The organism is Mesorhizobium sp. B2-4-1 (assembly GCF_006442185.1).
Classification (GTDB): domain Bacteria; phylum Pseudomonadota; class Alphaproteobacteria; order Rhizobiales; family Rhizobiaceae; genus Mesorhizobium.
The window spans coordinates 74349-92981 of record NZ_VFVN01000001.1; the positions used below are offsets into that span (position 1 = coordinate 74349).

General features: G+C 63.8%; 19 protein-coding genes. 17 read left to right on the forward strand and 2 right to left on the reverse strand.

Annotated features, from left to right (window positions below; all coding sequences use genetic code 11):
• The first annotated feature begins 44 nt into the window (after positions 1-44).
• From FJ949_RS00380 to FJ949_RS00425, 10 genes are all read left to right on the forward strand, one after another.
• Positions 45-1076: a LacI family DNA-binding transcriptional regulator gene (locus FJ949_RS00380; RefSeq protein WP_140491231.1), complete on the forward strand. Its 1032-nt coding sequence runs from the start codon at positions 45-47 to the stop codon at positions 1074-1076.
• 391 nt (positions 1077-1467) lie between these two features.
• Entirely contained in the window at positions 1468-2409 is a 942-nt protein-coding gene (locus FJ949_RS00385) for a sugar ABC transporter substrate-binding protein (protein WP_140491233.1), read from the forward strand.
• 108 nt (positions 2410-2517) lie between these two features.
• Entirely contained in the window at positions 2518-3594 is a 1077-nt protein-coding gene (locus tag FJ949_RS00390; RefSeq protein ID WP_140491235.1) for an ABC transporter permease, read from the forward strand.
• A 2-nt stretch (positions 3595-3596) separates the two neighbouring features.
• Positions 3597-4364 (forward strand): ATP-binding cassette domain-containing protein, encoded by a 768-nt coding sequence (locus tag FJ949_RS00395; protein WP_140491237.1) that lies wholly within the window; start codon positions 3597-3599, stop codon positions 4362-4364.
• Positions 4365-4480: 116 nt separating this feature from the next.
• Positions 4481-5476 carry an inositol 2-dehydrogenase gene (gene iolG, locus FJ949_RS00400; RefSeq protein ID WP_140491239.1) on the forward strand — a complete coding sequence of 332 codons (996 nt, stop codon included), beginning with the start codon at positions 4481-4483 and terminating at the stop codon, positions 5474-5476.
• A 25-nt stretch (positions 5477-5501) separates the two neighbouring features.
• Positions 5502-6296 (forward strand): SDR family oxidoreductase, encoded by a 795-nt coding sequence (locus FJ949_RS00405; RefSeq protein WP_140491241.1) that lies wholly within the window; start codon positions 5502-5504, stop codon positions 6294-6296.
• A 196-nt stretch (positions 6297-6492) separates the two neighbouring features.
• Positions 6493-6654, forward strand: a complete 162-nt coding sequence (locus FJ949_RS30175; RefSeq protein ID WP_181167258.1) for a hypothetical protein — start codon at positions 6493-6495, stop codon at positions 6652-6654.
• An 87-nt stretch (positions 6655-6741) separates the two neighbouring features.
• Entirely contained in the window at positions 6742-7833 is a 1092-nt protein-coding gene (locus FJ949_RS00415) for a 3-deoxy-7-phosphoheptulonate synthase (protein WP_140491245.1), read from the forward strand.
• 117 nt (positions 7834-7950) lie between these two features.
• Positions 7951-8316, forward strand: coding sequence for a metalloregulator ArsR/SmtB family transcription factor (locus FJ949_RS00420; RefSeq protein ID WP_140491248.1), 366 nt, complete (start codon positions 7951-7953; stop codon positions 8314-8316).
• A complete protein-coding gene (locus FJ949_RS00425; protein ID WP_140491250.1) occupies positions 8294-8791 on the forward strand; it encodes an SRPBCC family protein in 498 nt (165 codons plus the stop codon). The genes FJ949_RS00420 and FJ949_RS00425 overlap by 23 nt, the downstream gene beginning before the upstream one ends.
• 43 nt (positions 8792-8834) lie before the next feature.
• Here the strand turns inward: FJ949_RS00425 and FJ949_RS00430 are convergent, their stop codons facing one another.
• Positions 8835-9470, reverse strand: a complete 636-nt coding sequence (locus FJ949_RS00430) for a LysE family translocator (RefSeq protein WP_140491252.1) — start codon at positions 9468-9470, stop codon at positions 8835-8837.
• Between the two features lie 128 nt (positions 9471-9598).
• Here FJ949_RS00430 and FJ949_RS00435 point away from each other — a divergent pair, with 128 nt between their 5' ends.
• Positions 9599-10297, forward strand: a complete 699-nt coding sequence (locus FJ949_RS00435) for a YafY family protein (protein ID WP_140491254.1) — start codon at positions 9599-9601, stop codon at positions 10295-10297.
• A gap of 20 nt (positions 10298-10317) precedes the next feature.
• On the opposite strand, the gene FJ949_RS00440 is transcribed toward FJ949_RS00435, so the two are convergent.
• Positions 10318-11427 (reverse strand): Gfo/Idh/MocA family oxidoreductase, encoded by a 1110-nt coding sequence (locus tag FJ949_RS00440; protein ID WP_140491256.1) that lies wholly within the window; start codon positions 11425-11427, stop codon positions 10318-10320.
• A 155-nt stretch (positions 11428-11582) separates the two neighbouring features.
• Between FJ949_RS00440 and FJ949_RS00445 the strand changes: the two genes are divergently transcribed.
• The 6 genes from FJ949_RS00445 (at position 11583) to iolB (ending at position 18527) form a co-directional block, all read left to right on the forward strand.
• Positions 11583-12428: a MurR/RpiR family transcriptional regulator gene (locus FJ949_RS00445; protein ID WP_181172088.1), complete on the forward strand. Its 846-nt coding sequence runs from the start codon at positions 11583-11585 to the stop codon at positions 12426-12428.
• A gap of 141 nt (positions 12429-12569) precedes the next feature.
• Positions 12570-14504: a 5-dehydro-2-deoxygluconokinase gene (gene iolC, locus FJ949_RS00450; RefSeq protein WP_140491260.1), complete on the forward strand. Its 1935-nt coding sequence runs from the start codon at positions 12570-12572 to the stop codon at positions 14502-14504.
• A 34-nt stretch (positions 14505-14538) separates the two neighbouring features.
• Entirely contained in the window at positions 14539-16389 is a 1851-nt protein-coding gene (gene iolD / locus FJ949_RS00455; RefSeq protein ID WP_140491262.1) for a 3D-(3,5/4)-trihydroxycyclohexane-1,2-dione acylhydrolase (decyclizing), read from the forward strand.
• 144 nt (positions 16390-16533) lie between these two features.
• Positions 16534-17451: a myo-inosose-2 dehydratase gene (iolE, locus tag FJ949_RS00460; protein WP_140491264.1), complete on the forward strand. Its 918-nt coding sequence runs from the start codon at positions 16534-16536 to the stop codon at positions 17449-17451.
• A gap of 40 nt (positions 17452-17491) precedes the next feature.
• Positions 17492-17710: a DUF3329 domain-containing protein gene (locus FJ949_RS00465; protein ID WP_140491266.1), complete on the forward strand. Its 219-nt coding sequence runs from the start codon at positions 17492-17494 to the stop codon at positions 17708-17710.
• A 4-nt stretch (positions 17711-17714) separates the two neighbouring features.
• On the forward strand, positions 17715-18527 hold the full coding sequence (iolB, locus tag FJ949_RS00470) for a 5-deoxy-glucuronate isomerase (protein ID WP_140491268.1): 813 nt from the start codon (positions 17715-17717) through the stop codon (positions 18525-18527).
• Positions 18528-18633: the final 106 nt, after the last annotated feature.

Below are 18633 nucleotides of genomic sequence, written 5' to 3' on the forward strand. Positions count from 1 at the left end.
ATCATCAAGATGTAGGAAAGATGCACGGTCAAATGAGGACAGACATGGCGAAACGGCCGACCATATCAGATCTGGCGCGCATCTCCGGCGTCAGCGTCGCCACGGTGGACCGGGTGCTCAACAGCCGCCTGCCTGTGCGCGAGGAAACGGCGCGCCGCGTCTATGACGCCGCGACCGAGATCGGCTATCACGCCGCAGGCCTGATCAAGCAGCGTATGCGCCAGGAATTGCCCGAGTATCGGCTGGGTTTCCTGCTGCTTCGGGGCAATGACGTTTTCTATGGCGATTTCGCGCGGGAACTCGAACTCGCGGTCGCACAATCGCAGCGCTTCCGTGGCGTCGCAACCATCGATTTCGCCAGTTCCCTGGCCCCGGATGAGATCGCTGCCCAGATGCGCAGGCTGGCGGCGAAATCGCGGGCGATCGCCGTGGTCGGCCCTGACCATCCGACGCTGACGGCGGTCGTGGAGGCGCTAAAAGCCAGGGGACAGCCGGTCTTCTCCCTGCTGTCCGACTTCGCCGCCGGCATCCGCGAAGGCTATGTCGGGCTCGACAACCGCAAGGTCGGCCGCACCGCCGCCTGGATGATCTCGAAGGCTGCGAGGAAGCCCGGCAAGGTCGCCCTTTTTGTCGGCAGCCATCGCTTCCACGGCCATGAGCTGCGTGAGATCGGTTTCCGCTCCTTCTTTCGCGAGCATGCGCCGGACTTCAACGTGCTGGAGACGCTGGTCAATCTGGAGGCCAACCAGGTGACCCATGATGCGATGATCGATCTTCTGGCGCGATATCCGGATCTTGTCGGCTGCTACGTCGCCGGCGGCGGCATGGAAGGCGCCGTCTCGGCGCTGCGGACAGCGAAGCCCGCAAGCATGCCGGTGGTCGTCTGCAACGAGATCAACGCCGAATCGCGCGCCGCGCTTGCCGACAACATCCTGACGATGGTGATCTCGACGCCGCTTGCCGCGCTCTGTCGCGAGCTCGTCGATCGGATGGCGCATGCCATCGAAACCGGTGCGGCCAATGCGCCGGGCCAGACATTCCTCCCCTTCGACATCTATTTGCCGGAAAACATCTGAAGCCATTTCAGGAATGCGCAGCGGTTTTCCGTCCAGGTCGCGTCAGGACGGAAGGTAGGGCGTTTCCATGAAACGATAAAACCCTCGGGCAGCCCGGTCTGCCGCAAACCAGCCGCCTGAAATGATAGAATCCATCAGAGACAGCCGAAAATCGCACGCCCGGATTCGGAATTTCCCTTGACGCCCCGATTCGAAATGGAATAAATATTTCACTGACTGTGCATTTTGGTTCTTTCGTTCCGACAACACCTGGTTCGAGCAGGCAGTTCGGCGTTCCAGCCAGTGGTGAACCGCGTTGGAACGAAATGATATCAGGGAGAGATTCCCCGGGGAGATCGGGGATTCCGGATAGATCGGTGCAACCGGACACCCAAAGTGGAGGAGAAATACAATGAAGAAAATGATTTTGGGCGTCGCTTTCGCGGCGCTGATGAGTTCGTCCGCCATGGCAGCCAAGATCGGCGTGTCGATGGCCAAGTTCGACGACAATTTCCTGACCGTGCTGCGCAACGGCATGATCGAGCAGGCCAAGGGCATGAGCGGCGTGGAGCTGCAGGTCGAGGACGCGCAGAACGACGTCGCCAAACAGCTCGACCAGATCAAGAACTTCGCCGCATCAGGGGTCGACGCCATCATCGTCAATCCGGTCGACACCTCGGCCACGCAGGCGATGTCGGATGCCGCGGCCGCCGCAAAGATCCCGCTGGTCTATGTCAACCGTGAACCGGTGAATGTCGACACGCTGCCTGACAACCAGGCCTTCGTCGCTTCGAACGAGGCCGACTCCGGCACGCTCGAAACCAAGGAGGTCTGCCGCCTGTTCAAGGAAGCCGGCAAGAAGGAAGCGAATGTCTATGTGATCATGGGCGAGCTTTCCAACCAGGCAGCCGTGCAGCGCACCAAGGACATCGAGGAGGTGATCGCAACGCCGGATTGCAGCTTCATCAAGATCATCGACAAGCAGACGTCGAACTGGAACCGCGACGAGGCCCAGAACCTGATGACCAACTGGCTGTCGACCGGCAAGCCGTTCGACGGCGTCATCGCCAACAATGACGAAAGCGCCATCGGCGCCATCCAGGCAATGAAGGCCGCCAATGTCGACATGAAGACGGTTGTCGTTGGCGGTGTCGACGCCACGCAGGACGCGCTCGCCGCCATGCAGGCAGGCGACCTCGACGCCACCGTGTTCCAGGACGCGGCTGGCCAGGGCGCCGGCGCGCTCGACGCGGCGCTGAAACTGTCCAAGGGCGAGAAGGTCGAACACAAGGTCTACGTGCCCTTCCAACTGGTGACGCCGGCCAACATCGACAAGTTCCTGAAGAAGAACTGAGCGGCGGAACGGTTCACCTCGGGGCGGCGCTCAAAGGACCGGGCGCCGCTCCTCCTCTCGGCGCTTTCATGGCGCCAGGAGCGACCGCGGCTGACGGAGGATAGACGAGTGGCACAGACATCTCATGGCGTCGGCGGGGTCAGCTATGATGCGAAGAAGCGCATATGGCCGGCGGAATTCAACGTCTTCCTGGCGCTCGTCATTCTTGTCGTCATCTTCGAATTGATCGGCCGCGTCTTTCTCGGCGACAGCTTCCTGTTCAACACCCGCAGCAATGTCGGCGGCCTCTTCAACGAGGCGCGGCTACAGATCATCATCCTGCAAGTATCGATCGTCGGCATCATCGCCATCGGCGTGACGCAGGTGATCATATCGGGCGGCATCGACCTGTCGTCGGGCTCGATCGTCGGCGCCACCGCCATGATCGCCATGAGCTTCGCCCAGGTGGCGACGGTCAACGGCAACCCCAATCCCAAGGCGATGTTCCTGGCTCAGGGCTGGACCGACCTGCCGGTGATCGTGCCGGTGCTGGTCGCCATCGGCTGCGGGCTGCTGGCAGGCCTGGTCAACGGCGCCCTGATCGCCTACACGCGCATTCCGCCCTTCATCGCCACGCTAGGCATGATGGTGACCGCGCGCGGCATCGCCAAATGGTGGTCCAAGGGGCAGCCCATCTCGTTCCCGACCGAGAGCTTCGCCGCCATCGGCAAGGGCCTGATGCCCGTCATCATCTTCCTGTCGCTGGCCGTGCTGTTCCAATTGATCATGACCTACACACGATATGGCAAGCACTGCTACGCGATCGGCTCCAACGAGGACGCCGCGCGCATGTCCGGCATCAAGATCGCCAACCACAAGATCCTGGTCTATGTGATCGCCGGCATACTCGCCTCGCTCGCCGCGGTGGTGCTCTCTTCCAAGAACCTCACCGCCCAGGCCGGCATGGGCGTGATGTACGAACTCGACGCCATCGCCATGGCGGTCATCGGCGGCGTATCGCTGTCGGGCGGCCGCGGCTCGATCATCGGCACGGTGATCGGCGCGCTGATCTTCGGCGTCATCATCTCCGGCTTCACCTTCCTGCGCCTCGACGCCTACTACCAGGAGATGGTCAAGGGCGTGATCATCGTCGGCGCCGTCGTTCTCGACCAGTGGCGCCAACGCCTGCGGGCATTGAGGGCTTGACCATGTCAGACATCGTCCTGAAGACCGAAAACCTGACCAAGCGCTATGGCGGCGTGCAGGCGCTGGAAGGCGCGAATTTCGAGCTGCGCAAGGGCGAACACGTCGCCATCATGGGCGACAATGGCGCCGGCAAGTCGACCTTCGTGCGCCAGATCACCGCCGTCGAGCAACCGACCAGCGGCCAGATCTGGTTCGACGGCAAGCAAGTCAATTTTTCGGGCCCTATCGAGGCGCGCGAGGCCGGCATCGAGACCGTGTTCCAGAACCTGGCGCTGGCCGACGACCTCGACGTGCCGTCGAACCTGTTCCTTGGCCGAGAAAAAGTGCTGTTCAATCTGGGACCGTTTTCGATCCTGGACCGCCGGGGAATGCGCAAGGCGACCGAAGCGGCGCTGGTGCGCACGGCGGTGAAAATCCCAAACCTGTCGAACACCATCCGCCATATGTCGGGCGGCCAGCGGCAATGCGTGGCGATCGCCAGAACCGCGACCTTCGCCTCCAAGCTGATCATCATGGACGAGCCGACGGCAGCACTCGGCGTGCAGGAGACCGCGCAGGTCGAGAACATCATCCGCACGCTGAAGGACAATGGCGAGCCGCTGATCCTGATCAGCCACAATATGCGCCAGGTGTTCGACCTTTGCGACCGCATCGTCGTCTTCCGGCGCGGCCGCATCGTCGCCAATTTGCGCAAGGAGAACACCGACGGAAACGATATCGTTTCCTACATCACCGGCGCCAAGACCGGAGAGGCCGAACTCGCGGCCTAGGCCGGGCGCGGAGGCGGCGGTCATCGCCTCCCTGTCGATCTTGTCTTGACCGGAAAAACACCTGCGCGCATGACCGGCGCCCCGCCAGCTTCGAACCATCCCCAGAGGAAATTTCCATGACTCTCCGCTTCGCCCTCCTCGGTGCCGGCCGCATCGGCAAGGTCCACGCCCGCGCCGTCGGCTCCAATCCGCAGGCCAAACTGGTCGCCGTTGCCGACGCTTTCGAGAAGGCGGCGAGCGAACTCGCCACGGCCTACGGCGCCGAGGTGCGCACCATCGATGCCATCGAGAAATCCGGGGACATCGACGCGGTCGTGATCTGCACGCCGACCGACACCCATGCCGACCTGATCGAGCGCTTCGCCAAGGCCGGCAAGGCGATCTTCTGCGAGAAACCGATCGACCTCGACGTCAAGCGCGTCGAGCAGTGCCTGGCCGTGGTCGAGAAGGCCAAGGCGACGCTGATGGTCGGCTTCAACAGGCGCTTCGACCCGCACTTCGCTGCGGTGCGCAAGGCAATCGATGACGGCGCCATCGGCGTGGTCGAGATGGTGACCATCACGTCGCGCGATCCGGGCGCACCGCCGATCGACTACATCGCGCGCTCCGGCGGCATTTTTCGCGACATGACCATCCATGATTTCGACATGGCGCGCTTCCTGCTCGGCGAAGAGCCGGTGGCGGTCAGCGCGCATGCCTCGGTGCTGGTCGACAGGAAGATCGGCGAGGCCGGCGATTTCGACTCGGTCAGCGTCATCCTCGAAACCGCGTCGGGCAAGCAGGCCGTCATCTCCAATTCCCGCCGCGCCACCTATGGCTACGACCAGCGCATCGAGGTGCATGGCTCGAAAGGCATGGTCGCGGCCGAAAACCAGCGGCCGGTCTCAATCGAACTGGCCAATGAAAAGGGCTATACCCGCCCGCCGCTGCACGATTTCTTCATGACCCGCTACCTCGACGCCTATGCCATTGAGATTGCGTCCTTCATCGCCGCCGCGACGTCGGGCAAGAAGGCGGCACCGAGCGGGACGGACGGACTCATTGCACTTCGGCTGGCGGATGCGGCGCTGAAATCGGCGACATCAGGCCAGACTGTCCGCCTCGACAAGTAACGACTTAAAGCACAGGAGCAGAGCGATGAGCGCATCAGCCGATCGCAATTCACAAACGCGCGCCATCGTCACCGGCGGCGCACAAGGCATAGGCTTCGCGGTCGCCGAGGTATTGGCGGACGAAGGCTGCCGGGCGCTGGCCCTGATCGGCCGCTCGCAGGAAAAGGGCGACAAGGCAGTCGCCAGCCTCAAGAAGTCGGGCGTCGACGCGATCTTCATCAGCGCCGATGTCTCCAAGGTGGCCGACTGCAAGCGCGCCGTCGCCACCGCGCTTTCGCATTTCGGCACCATCAACGCCCTGGTCAACGCCGCCGCCACATCCGCGCGCGGCTCGTTGGTGGAGACTAGCGAGGAGCTGTTCGACACCATCTTCGACACCAATGTGCGAGGACCCTTCTTCCTGATGCAGGGCGTTGTGGCGCATCTGCTTGAGAAAAAGGCCCCCGGATCGATCGTCAACGTGCTGTCGATGTCGGCGCATACCGGCCAGTCGTTCCTGACGCCCTATTCGACCAGCAAGGGCGCGCTGATGACGCTGACCAAGAATGTCGCCAATGCCTACCGCTTCAACCGCATCCGTTGCAACGCCGTGCTGCCCGGCTGGATGGACACCGAGGGCGAGGACATCGTGCAGAAGAAATGGCACGATGCACCCGACGACTGGCTCGAGAAGGCCGAGGCCGCGCAGCCGATGGGCCAGCTGGTGAAGCCGGACCAGCTTGCCCGGCTGATCAGCTACATGGTCAGCCCGCAGTCCGGCGTGATGACCGGCTCGCTGGTCGACTACGACCAGAGCATCGCTGGGGCGTCGCCGGAGTAGCGGCCGCGTAAGCGAAACCGTTAACCAGGTGGTCATCCACGGGCGGAGCAAGGAGCGCAGCGACGCGGCGCAGACCCGAGGATCCATGCCGCGACTTCCGGGCCGTCGCTACGGCGCAAGATTCTGCACCGCAGCACTCTCCCATCTAGGTCGCGGCATGGATCCCAGGGTCTCCGCGACGGAGCTTCGCTCTAGAATGACGAAATCGCAAAGGCTCGGCCCTCACCTGAAATTGCTTGCTACCAGGGTACGTGACAAACGCCGCCGCTTCGACTATATGAGCCGCATGATCCACCTGACCGCCACCTATTGGTACTTTAGCAGCTCGCTGGCGGCGGGAGGATTGCGCTCGATCTGAAGATTGCAGCAAACAGTCCGACAAGCCGCCAGACCTGGCGGCTTTTTTGTTTTCAGCCGGCAGGTCTCCCAACCAGGAGCAGAAGCCGTGTTGACCACCACAGACGACCTTCGGGTCAAGGAACTGAGACTGCTGAGCACGCCGGAAGAGGTGATGCGCGAGATACCGCGCTCACTCACGGCGACGCGCACCGTTGCCGCCTCGCGCAACGCCATCCACTCCATCCTGACCGGGGCCGACGACCGACTTGTTGTCATCGTCGGCCCTTGTTCCATCCACGATCCGGTCGCGGCCGTTGACTATGCCAGCCGTCTGGCGGCGCTGCGCGAGGCTCTGTCCGACCGGCTCGAGATCGTGATGCGGGTCTATTTCGAAAAGCCGCGCACGACGGTCGGCTGGAAAGGCCTGATCAACGACCCCGACCTCGACGGCAGCTTCAACATCGACAAGGGGCTGCGGATGGCCCGCAACGTGCTGTCCGCCGTCAACAATCTGGGCCTGCCGGCGGCGACCGAATTCCTCGACATGACCACGCCGCAATACATCGCCGATCTCGTCGCCTGGGGCGCCATCGGCGCGCGGACCACCGAAAGCCAGATCCATCGCGAGTTGGCCTCGGGCCTGTCCTGCCCGGTCGGCTTCAAGAACGGCACCGACGGCAATCTCAGGATCGCTGCCGAGGCGGTGAAATCCGCCGCCCAGCCGCATCATTTCATGGCGGTGACCAAGGGCGGACGCAGTGCGATCGCGGCAACGACCGGAAACGAGGATTGCCATGTCATCCTGCGTGGCGGCGTTCAGCCCAACTATGACGCGGCAAGCGTCGAGGCCGCCTCGGTCGAACTCGCCCGCATCGGTATCGCGCCCCGCCTGATGATCGATGTCAGCCATGCCAACTCAGCCAAGAAGCCGGAGATCCAGCCCAACGTCGCGGCTGACGTGGCGGGACAGGTCGCGGCGGGGGACGAGCGCATTATCGGCGTCATGATCGAGAGCAATCTCGTCGCCGGCCGGCAGGATGTCGTGCCCGGCAAGCCGCTGGTCTACGGCCAGAGCATCACCGATGGCTGCATCGACTGGGCGGCCACGGAGACGGTGCTGCACGGCCTTGCCGGCGCCGTGGAATGGCGCCGGTCGGCGCGCCGCGCCTTGATGGAGAGCCGGCAGGGCGCCGCCTGATCCGGTTGAAGCATTAGGGCGGCGTTTCCGGTTTCAGCCCAGGACCACGCCGCCCTAGGGCCCGCAGCCTCCACCTCCCTTGCGTGCCACCAATCTGCGTGTTACACACTGAACCAAATGGTTCAGTATTCCGCGACCCGCCTGGACGCCTCGTTCGCCGCGCTTTCGGACGCCACCCGGCGCGGCGTTCTGGAGCAGCTCGGCCGTGCGGACGCTTCGATCACGGACTTGGCCCAGAAATTCCACATGACCCTCACGGGCATGAAGAAGCATGTCGGCGTCCTGGAGCAAGCGGGACTCGTCACGACTCGGAAGGTCGGGCGCGTGCGGACCTGCAAGCTGGGCCTGCGTCGCCTGGAGGATGAGGCGGAATGGATCGAGAGATACCGGCAGCTCTGGGCCGCACGCTTCGACGAGTTGGATAAGGTTATCGAGGAATTGAAACGCAAGGAGGAAGTCGATGGACGCAGGAAGAGCGAGTGAGGCCAAACGCACGACGGTGGAACGGAGGCCCGACCGGGAGTTGGTCGTTACGCGAAGCTTCGACGCGCCTGCGCGCATCGTGTTCGAGGCGTGGACCAAGCCTGAGCTGTTCAAGCAGTGGTGGGTGCCGAAGTCGATGGGCATGTTCCTGCGTTCCTGCGAGATGGATGTTCGTGTGGGAGGCGGGTACCGTTTGGTGTTCGGGCATGACGGCTCGAACCCTGCCGAGTTCTTCGGCAGGTATCTCGAAGTGACACCGCACTCGCGCCTCGTCTGGACCAATGACGAAGGGGGTGAGGGTGGACCCGTCACCACGGTGACCTTCGAGGAAAAAGGCGGCAAGACGCTGCTAGTCATGCGCGAGCTCTATCCCTCGAAGGAAGCCCTCGACGCCGGCGCCGGGGCGGCGGATGCGATGTCCGAGCAATTCGAGCAGCTGGACGAGCTTCTCGCCACGCTGCAGGGCGCCGCCTGATCCGGCCGGCGCCAGAAGGGCGGCGGTCCGGTCTAGCCCGGCATTACGCCGCCCTCAGCCCTTCCCATGCGGTGAACACGGACACCGCGAAGAGCAGCAGCCCGGCCGCCCGGCCGGCAAGGATGGTCGCTCGCGGATTAGCGATCAGCAGCTTGCGGCTGCGGCCGGCCGATATTGCGAGCCCGCCATAGATCGCGGCCTGCGTCAGCACGGTCAGCAGGCCCATCACCGTCGCCTGCATCCAGATCGGGCCGTAGTCCGTTTTCAGGAACTGCGGATAGACGGCAAGGACGAACAGGTAGGCCTTCGGGTTGATCAGGCAGGTCACAAGGCCTTGGCGAAACGCCTTCCATGCCGAGCGGCTGCCGACGGGCCCGTCGCGACCGACAGTGATGGAGCTGCGCATCAGCGTGATGCCGATGAAGGCCATGTAGGCGGCGCCTGCAATCAACAGCGGCTTGAACAGGATCGGCAAAAAATGCATCAGCAGGCCGACGCCGATCGCGCCGTTCAGCGTGTGCACCATGCCGCCGACCATGATGCCGCCGGTCGCGGCAAGGCCCCTGTCGCGCCCGCCCGTCAGCGCATTGGCCAGCACGAACAGCATGTCCATGCCCGGAACGGCGATGATGCCGAACAGCAGGATAAAGAACAGCCAGAGATTTTCAGCATAGCCCATGTCAGTTGCCTGTTGCCCGCTCGGCCCAGCCGCAGCGGAACCTGTTGATTTTCAACCTGATAGACGATCCTATACGCCGAACCAACTGACGATGGTGTGTCAGTTGTGATCGGCACCGGGGTGAGAAAATGCGCAAGGCGTCGCGCCTGTTCGAGATCATCCAGATCCTGCGGCTGGCGCGGCAGCCGGTGACGGCGGCAATGATCGCCGCGCAGCTGGAGGTGACGATACGGTCGATCTATCGCGACATCGCAGCGCTTCAGGCCATGCGCGTGCCGATCGAGGGCGGGAGGGGCATCGGCTATATCCTGCGCCCCGGCTTCGACTTGCCGCCGCTGATGTTTTCGATCGAGGAGATGGAGGCGATCGTGCTGTCACTGGCGCTGCTGGAGCGCACGGGCGACGACGAGCTCAAGCAGGCAGCCAAGCGCGTCGGCGCCAAGATCGCCGGCGCCGTACCGCCGCCTTTGCGCCAGACGCTCGACGCCAATGCGCTGCATGCGTGGGGATTCGCCGCGCCCTCTGCAGGTGCGATCGACCTGGCGCTGGTGCGCCGCGCCATACGCGACGAGGAGAAGCTCGACCTCTCCTATCGCGACGAGCTTGGCCGCGCTTCCGAGCGCCTCATCCGCCCGATCGCGCTGATCTATTACGCCGAGACCGCCAACATCGTCGCCTGGTGCGAGCTGCGCCAGGCGATCCGCAATTTCCGCAGCGACCGCATCGAGGATTGCCAGCCGACGGGACTGCGCTTCAAGGGCGAAGGCGATCGGTTGCGGCAGATCTGGGTCAATGGGTGGGAAGTCAACGCAGCGGCCGCCGGCTAAACCGACCAGCGGAGCGAACCTTACCTTACATCCACCCAGCGCTTCTCCTCGAACGATCGCGCCATCGCATGCACGGTGCGCTCGATCTCCAGACCTTCGTCGAATTCGATGAGCCGCGCCGGTCTGCCGGCGAGCCGGGTCAGCAGTTCATGGCATTCGATGATCTTGAGATCATTGAAGCCAAGACTGTGCCCGGGCGCGGGGACGAACAGGTCGTAGGGCTTGTGCTGTGGCGACACGAGGATGGTGCGATAGCCCTGTTCGGTCGGGCGATCCGATGTGAGGTAGAGCTGGAACTCGTTCATCCGCTCCTGGTCGAACAGGATCGAGCCCTTGGAGCCGAATATCTGGACGGCGATGCGGCCCTTGCGGCCCCAGGCCGAACGGTTGACCAGAAGCGTGCCGGCGATGCCGTTCTCCAGATGCATCAGCACGGAGGCAATGTCGTAGGTCTCGACCGCGCGGCGGCCGCCGGCGGCCAGCTTGCGGTCGGCATAGGGCTTGGCCATGTCGCAGATGACGCTGGCGACGCGGCCGAACAGGGTCGACACCAGCGACAGCGGATGCACGGCGAAATCATCAAGCGCGCCATAGCCGGAAGATGCCTCGTGCTTCCAGAAGAACAGCGCCTCGGGATCGGCCATGAAATCCTCGTCCATCTCGATGCGCAGATGGTTGACCTCGCCGATGATGTTTTCGTCGAGCAGCGCGCCGATGTGGCGGATGGCCGGGCTCTGGATGTAATTGTAACCGAGCGCCGCGACCTTGCCGGATTTCTTCGCCGCGGCCGCCATCGCCTCGGCTTCGGCGAAGCTCGGCGCCATCGGCTTTTCGCACCACAAATGCTTGCCGGCCTCGAGAACTGCGATGGCCATTTCCGGATGGAACTGGTTGGGCGTGGTGAGCGAGACGACGTCCACTTCGGGATCGTTGACGACGGCGCGCCAGTCACCGGACGCCCTGGCGAAACCGAACTCGCCGGCCTTGCGCCTGGCGAGATCCTCATTGACCTCGCCGAGATGGACAAGCCGCGGTTTGGTCATGTCTGGAAAGACGGCGCCGACGGCACTCCACGCGATGGCGTGGCACTTGCCCATAAATCCCGTGCCGATAAGACCGACGCCGACCATTTTCCGTTCCTCCACCGTCATAGATGCTACGTGGATGAATTAGTCCATTTTTGTTCGGAATGGAATGTCTGCCTCATTTTTTATGGTGTTCTTGCGCAGCCTCGCTATGATGGGGCAGAGAGGACGCTTCACCGATGAGCTTGGACGGGCCGACGATGGACGAACGGGTACCTCGCGACTTCGAGACGCTGCGCGCCACGATCCTCGATCGGCGCGAAAGCCTGCCCAAGCGCATCGCCCAGATCGCCGCCTATGCGCTCGACAATCCCGACGATATCGCCTTCGGCACCGCCGCCAGCATCGCCGCCTCGGCCGGCGTGCAGCCCTCGACGCTGGTCCGCTTTGCCCAGCAGCTCGGCTTCGATGGCTTCACCAGCCTGCAGCAGGTGTTTCGCGAACGGCTGCGCGAGCGCAACTCCTCCTATGACGAACGGCTGCAGGCGCTGCGCGCCAAGGCCGAGGGCGGCGCCGGCCACCGGGCGATCTTCGACGGCTTCGTCGCCGCCGCCAGCACCTCGCTCAACGACATTTCGCGCACGCTGGACGACGCGCATCTGGAAGAAGCGATTTCCCTGCTGGCCAAGGCACAGACCATCTATGTGCTGGCCAAGCGGCGCTCCTATCCGGTGGCGTCCTACATCGCCTATGCGCTTGGCAAGCTGAAGATCCGCAACCAGCTGATCGAATCAGCCGCCGGCCTCAACGCCGAGATGGTCAGCTTTGCGACGCCCGCGGATGCCGTCGTCGCCATTTCCTTCTCGCCCTATGCGCCGGCCACGATCGAGGAGGCGCGCACGATTTCGGAACAGGGCGTGCCGATCATTGCCATCACCGACAGCTCGTTTTCACCGCTTGCTCAGTTCGCCAGCGTCTGGTTCGAGGTTGCCGAGGCGGATTTTGCCGGCTTCCGCTCGCTATCGGCGACGATGGCGCTGGCCATGGCGCTGACCGTTGGCGTCGGCGAGAAGCGGCGCAACCCCGGCAAAGGGCGCAAGGCCTGAGTGGAAGGCAAAAGGCGATTTTAGATCGGGGAATGCTCATTCCATATTGACTATGGATTGGAATTATTATTTCATATTTTTCGGCGCCACGCTGCCGCTCGCGCGTGTACCCCAACATAACAGGCCCGACGGGAGGTTCCAATGAGCGAAGCCGTGGACGCGAAATACGCTGCGCTCGACGTCATCACCATCGGCCGGGCTTCCGTCGACCTCTATGGCCAGCAGATCGGCTCGCGGCTGGAGGACATCACCTCCTTCGCCAAGTCGGTCGGCGGCTGCCCCGCCAATATCTCGGTCGGCACGGCGCGGCTCGGCCTGCGTTCGGCGCTGCTGACGCGGGTCGGCGACGAGCAGATGGGGCGCTTCATCCGTGAACAATTGAAGCGCGAAGGCGTCAACACCGACGGGCTGAAGACCGACAAGGAGCGATTGACCGCGCTGGTGCTGCTTTCGGTCGAGAGCGAAGGCGTTTCGCCGATGATCTTCTACCGCTCCGACTGCGCCGACATGGCGCTGGCCGAGGAGGATATCGACGAGGCGTTTATTTCCTCGGCTCGCGCGGTCGTCGTCACCGGCACGCATTTTTCCCGGCCCCACAGCGATGCAGCCCAGCGTAAGGCGATCCGCATCATGAAGGCCAAGGGCGGCAAGGTCGTGTTCGACATCGACTACCGGCCGAACCTCTGGGGCCTGGCCGGCCACGCCGAAGGTTTTGAGCGCTACGTCAAGTCCGACCGCGTCTCGGCGCAGTTGAAGACGGTGCTGCCCGATTGCGACCTCGTCGTGGGCACCGAGGAAGAGATCATGATCGCCTCGGGCGCCGACGACTGCCTGAGCGCCCTGAAGACGATCCGTTCGCTGTCCCCGGCCACCATCGTCTTGAAGCGCGGCGCCATGGGCTGCATCGTCTATGACGGGCCTATCAGCGACGATCTCGAGGACGGCGTGGTCGGCAAGGGTTTTCCGATCGAGATCTACAACGTGCTTGGCGCCGGCGATGCCTTCATGTCGGGCCTCCTGCGCGGCTGGCTGGGCGGCGAAAGCCTTGCCACGGCGGCAACCTGGGCCAATGCCTGCGGCGCCTTCGCCGTGTCGCGGCTGTTGTGTGCGCCGGAATATCCGACCTTCGAGGAATTGCAGTTCTTCCTCAAACACGGCAGCAGGCATCTGGCCTTGCGCAAGGACGAGGCGATCAACCACATCCACTGGGCAACGACGCGCCGGCACGACATTCCCTCGCTGATGGCGTTCGCCTGCGATCACCGGGTGCAGCTCGAGGACGTCGCGGCCAAGACCGGCGCCGATGCCTCGCGCATCGAGGATTTCAAGGTGCTGACGGTGAAGGCGGCGGCCAAGGTCGCCGCCGGACGCGACGGCTACGGCATGCTGCTTGACGAGCGACATGGCCGCGAGGCGATGTTCGAATTCGCCAGGCATTCCTTTGCCTGGCTCGGGCGGCCGGTAGAGTTGCCGGGCTCGCGGCCGCTGCGTTTCGAATTCTCGCAGGATATCGGCTCGCAGCTCACCGAATGGCCGGTCGAACACTGCATCAAATGCCTGTGCTTCTATCATCCCGACGATCCGCCGGGCTTGAAGGAGGAACAGCAGCAGAAATTGCGCGCCCTGTTCGAGGCCGCGCGGAAAGTGGGGAGGGAGCTTCTCATCGAGATCATCGCCGGCAAGCACGGCAAGCTCGACGACAAGACCATCCCGCGCGCGCTTGAGGAACTCTATGCACTCGGCATCAAGCCGGATTGGTGGAAGCTCGAACCGCAGGCATCCGCAGGCGCGTGGACGAAGATCGAGGCCGTGATCCTGAAGAACGACCCCTGGTGCCGCGGCGTCGTGCTGCTCGGCCTGGAGGCGCCGCAGGACGAGTTGGAGGCCGCCTTCGCAGCGACGGCCAAGGCTCCTATCGTGAAGGGTTTCGCGGTCGGCCGCACCATCTTCATCAACGCCGCCGAACAATGGCTTTCCGGCAGGATGTCGGACGACGAAGCGGTTGCCGACATGGCATCGCGCTTCGAGCAGCTGACCGAGGCATGGCTTGCCGCGCGCGGCCGTAAAGCAGCATAAGAAGGCACGGGCACTGGGACTGCGGAGGAAACCAATGAGCAAGACAATCCGCCTGACGATGGCGCAGGCGCTGACCCGTTTCCTGAGCAAACAGAAGACCGAGATCGACGGCGCAAAGGTAGCGATCTTCGGCGGCGTCTGGGCCATCTTCGGCCACGGCAATGTTGCCGGCATCGGCGAGGCGCTCTACCAGGTGCGCGACGAACTGCCGACCTTCCGCGCCCACAATGAACAGGCGATGGCGCATGCGGCGATCGCCTATGGCAAGGCCAATTTCCGTCGCCGCTTCATGGCCGCCACCTCTTCGATCGGACCCGGCGCGCTCAACATGGTGACGACGGCGGCACTTGCGCATGTAAACAGGTTGCCTGTCCTGTTTCTGCCGGGCGACGTCTTCGCCAACCGCATTCCCGACCCGGTGCTGCAGCAGGCCGAGGATTTTTCCGACGGCACGGCGACGGTCAATGACTGTTTTCGTCCGGTGTCGCGCTATTTCGACCGCATCACGCGGCCGGAGCAGATCATCCCGGCGCTCAACCGCGCCATGGCCGTGCTGACCGACCCGGCCGAATGCGGGCCGGTGACCTTGTCGCTCTGCCAGGACGTGCAGGCCGAGGCCTATGACTATCCCGAGAGCTTCTTTGCCGAACGGGTCTGGCGCCAGCGCCGGCCGCGCCCGGATCGGGCTGAATTGGCGGCTGCGGTTGCAGCGCTGAAGAGCGCAAGCAAGCCGCTGGTGATCGCCGGCGGCGGCGTGCTCTATTCTCGGGCCTCGGACGAACTGGCGAAATTCGTTGAAGGCGCCGGCATTCCGGTCGGCGAAACGCAGGGCGGCAAATCCTCGCTGCCGGACGATCATCCGCTCAACATGGCGGCGATCGGCGTCACCGGCACGTCGGCCGCCAACCGGCTGGCGGAAGAGGCCGATGTCGTGCTCGCCATCGGCACGCGCCTGCAGGATTTCACCACCGGCTCCTGGGCGCTGTTCAAGAATTCGGGCAAGACCATCATCGGCTTGAATGTGCAGCCTTTCGATGCCGGCAAGCATCGGGCATCGCCGCTGGTCGCCGACGCGGCCGAAGGCTTGGCCGAACTCGGTGCCGCGCTGAAGGGTTGGAAGGCGCCATCCGCCTGGACCGACAATGCGGCAGCCGGCAAGAAGGAATGGCAGGCCGAAGCCGCCAAGGTGACGGCGTCGACCAATGCCGCCTACCCTTCCGACGCGCAGGTGATCGGCGCCGTGCAACGCGCCATGGGCTCCGGCGTGACGCTGCTCAACGCCGCCGGCGGGCTGCCGGGCGAATTGCACAAGCTTTGGCAGGCCGGCGCGCCCGGCTCCTACCACGCAGAATACGGCTTCTCGACCATGGGCTATGAGATTGCGGGCGGGCTCGGCACCAAGATGGCCAAGCCTGACGAAGAGGTCGTCGTCATGATCGGCGACGGCTCTTATCTGATGCTCAATTCCGAGATCGCCACCTCGGTGATGCTCGGCCTGAAGCTGACCATCGTGCTGCTCGACAACAGGGGTTTTGGCTGCATCAACCGGCTGCAGATGGCGACCGGCGGCGCCAACTTCAACAATCTCCTGAAGGACGCGCGCCACGAGGTGCTGCCCGACGTCGACTTTGCCGCGCACGCCGCGAGCATGGGGGCGATCGCCGAGAAGGTCTCGTCGATCGCAGGGCTGGAGACGGCGCTGGCTCAGGCGAAAGGCAACGACCGCACCACGGTACTGGTCATCGACACCGATCCGCTGGTCTCCACCGATGCCGGCGGCCACTGGTGGGACGTGGCGGTGCCGGAAGTCTCCGAGCGCAGCCAAGTGAACGCGGCGCGCAAGGTCTATGACGAGAAGCGGCGGATGCAGAGCGTCGGCGATTGATCTCGGCGCTGCCCACCCCCTACCTCTCCTTGTGGGGAGGTCGGACCGAAGGTCCGGGTGGGGTCTGGCGCCGCACCCCCACCCCGCTGCTTCGCAGCGACCCTCCCCACAAGGGGGAGGGTGAACAAGAACCGGAGTGACGACTTGAAAGCCAAACTGGGCATGTCCCCCATCGCGTGGTGGAACGACGATCTTGCGGAACTCAGCGACGACGTGTCGTTGGAGGAGTGCCTACGCCAGTCGCGTTCGGCCGGCTTCACCGGCATGGAGATGGGACGGCGCTTTCCCAAGGACCCCAAGGTGATGCTGCCGATCCTGAAGGCGGCTGACGTCACGCTGTGCGGCGGCTGGTTCTCGGGCACGCTGGTCGACGAGGAGATGAGCAAGAACAAGGATCGCATCCAGCCGATGATCGACCTGTTCAAGGCGGTCAACGCGCCTTGCATCGTCTATGGCGAGGTTGGCCGTTCGATCCAGGGCGACCGCTCGAAGCCGCTCGCCAACAAGCCGAAACTCTCGGGCGACGAGATGAAGGCCTATGCCAGGCGCCTGACCGAATTCGGCGAATGGTGCGCCGAGCAAGGCATGCCGCTTTCCTATCATCATCACATGGCGGCGGTGGTCGAGACCGAGGCGGAGCTCGACGCCTTCATGCGCCATTCCGGAGCGGGCATTCCGCTGCTGCTCGATGCGGGCCATCTGGCCTTTGCCGGCGGCGATGTGCTGCGCGCCATCGACAATCACCACAAGCGCATCAGCCATGTGCATGTGAAGGATGTGCGCATGGGCGTGATCGAGAAGCTCGACCGCACGAAGCAGTCCTTCCTCGACGCGGTGGCGCTTGGCGCCTTCACCGTGCCGGGCGACGGCTCGCTGGATTTCGGCGCCATCGTGCAGCGTTTCGCCGACCATGGCTATGAAGGCTGGTTCGTGGTCGAGGCCGAACAGGACCCGAAGAAGAACCCGCCGCTCAAGATGGCGCAGGTGGGCCACAAGGAGTTGATGCGGGTGATGACGGCGGCCGGCTATACGGTCGAGACGCAGGGCTTCCCCGATGTCTGATCGGGTTCTCGCCAGGCCGGGCCTGCTGTAGGTTGCCGCGATGAAAGATTCCGAGCACCCCTTCTTCCGGCCATTGTGGCGGCGTGTCGCCGTCGTCGCGGTGTGCGTCATCTGGTCGATCATCGAATTCGCGAGCGGCACGCCGTTCTGGGGCGTGATCGCGCTGGGCTTCGCCGGCTATGGCGTCTGGCAGTTTTTTTATCTCTACAAGCCGGCCGACGAGAACAAGGCGCCCGCCGAAGTCGAACCGAAGGAGTAACCGGATGTCGAAGCTGCTGGTCAAAGCCGACAAGGGCCATGGCCGTGTCGCGCATGTCACCCCGCAAAGCGCCGGGTGGACCTATGTCGGGTTCGACCTGCATCGGCTGAAATCAGGGCAAACGGCTTCGGGAACAACGGACGATCGCGAAGTCTGCCTGGTGTTCGTCACCGGCAAGGGCACGGTCACGGCCGGCGGCAAGGATCTCGGCCTGCTCGGCCAGCGCATGTCGCCGTTCGAAGGCAAACCATGGTCTGTCTATGTGCCGCAGGGATCGATGTGGTCGGTGACGGCTGATAGCGGACTGGAACTGGCGGTCTGCTCGGCGCCGGGATTGAACGGCGGCCTGCCGGTTCGCGTCATCGGGCCTGACGACCTCGGCCAGGAGGTGCGCGGCAAGGGCACCAATACGCGCTACGTCACCAACATCCTGCCCGAGGGCAAGCCGGCCGATTCGCTGCTGGTGGTCGAGGTCATCACGCCCGGCGGCCATACGTCGAGCTACCCGCCGCACAAGCACGACCAGGACAATCTGCCCGACGAATCCTATCTCGAGGAAACCTATTATCACCGCCTCAACCCGCCGCAGGGCTTTGCTTTCCAGCGGGTCTATACCGACGCCGACAAGGACGGGTCCCGCGCGCTGGACGAGGCGATGGCGATCGAGGACGGCGACGTCGTGCTGGTGCCCAAGGGCTATCACCCCTGCGCGGCTTGCCATGGCTACGACCTCTACTATCTCAACGTCATGGCCGGCCCGAAGCGGACGTGGAAATTCCACAATGCGCCCGAGCACGAATGGCTGATGAAGGCCTGACCGTTGCGGGTTCACGGCTGAACCTGTTGGTCCAGATCAGAAAAATCGTCGGCTAAGGACCGGCGGGGTCGATTTGCCTTCGAAAACCCTTCAAAGCTTCGTCAAT

Bases quoted from the DNA above. Each gene is read 5' to 3' on its own strand.
- FJ949_RS00435 (WP_140491254.1), top strand. From the start codon at position 9,599: ATGCGCAAGGCGTCGCGCCTGTTCGAGATCATCCAGATCCTGCGGCTG.
- iolB (WP_140491268.1), top strand. From the start codon at position 17,715: ATGTCGAAGCTGCTGGTCAAAGCCGACAAGGGCCATGGCCGTGTCGCG.
- FJ949_RS00440 (WP_140491256.1), bottom strand. From the start codon at position 11,427: ATGGTCGGCGTCGGTCTTATCGGCACGGGATTTATGGGCAAGTGCCAC.
- FJ949_RS00380 (WP_140491231.1), top strand. From the start codon at position 45: ATGGCGAAACGGCCGACCATATCAGATCTGGCGCGCATCTCCGGCGTC.
- iolG (WP_140491239.1), top strand. From the start codon at position 4,481: ATGACTCTCCGCTTCGCCCTCCTCGGTGCCGGCCGCATCGGCAAGGTC.
- FJ949_RS30175 (WP_181167258.1), top strand. From the start codon at position 6,493: ATGACGAAATCGCAAAGGCTCGGCCCTCACCTGAAATTGCTTGCTACC.
- FJ949_RS00445 (WP_181172088.1), top strand. From the start codon at position 11,583: ATGGACGAACGGGTACCTCGCGACTTCGAGACGCTGCGCGCCACGATC.
- iolD (WP_140491262.1), top strand. From the start codon at position 14,539: ATGAGCAAGACAATCCGCCTGACGATGGCGCAGGCGCTGACCCGTTTC.
- iolC (WP_140491260.1), top strand. From the start codon at position 12,570: ATGAGCGAAGCCGTGGACGCGAAATACGCTGCGCTCGACGTCATCACC.
- FJ949_RS00425 (WP_140491250.1), top strand. From the start codon at position 8,294: ATGGACGCAGGAAGAGCGAGTGAGGCCAAACGCACGACGGTGGAACGG.
- FJ949_RS00405 (WP_140491241.1), top strand. From the start codon at position 5,502: ATGAGCGCATCAGCCGATCGCAATTCACAAACGCGCGCCATCGTCACC.
- FJ949_RS00395 (WP_140491237.1), top strand. From the start codon at position 3,597: ATGTCAGACATCGTCCTGAAGACCGAAAACCTGACCAAGCGCTATGGC.
- FJ949_RS00385 (WP_140491233.1), top strand. From the start codon at position 1,468: ATGAAGAAAATGATTTTGGGCGTCGCTTTCGCGGCGCTGATGAGTTCG.
- FJ949_RS00420 (WP_140491248.1), top strand. From the start codon at position 7,951: ATGGTTCAGTATTCCGCGACCCGCCTGGACGCCTCGTTCGCCGCGCTT.
- FJ949_RS00465 (WP_140491266.1), top strand. From the start codon at position 17,492: ATGAAAGATTCCGAGCACCCCTTCTTCCGGCCATTGTGGCGGCGTGTC.
- FJ949_RS00430 (WP_140491252.1), bottom strand. From the start codon at position 9,470: ATGGGCTATGCTGAAAATCTCTGGCTGTTCTTTATCCTGCTGTTCGGC.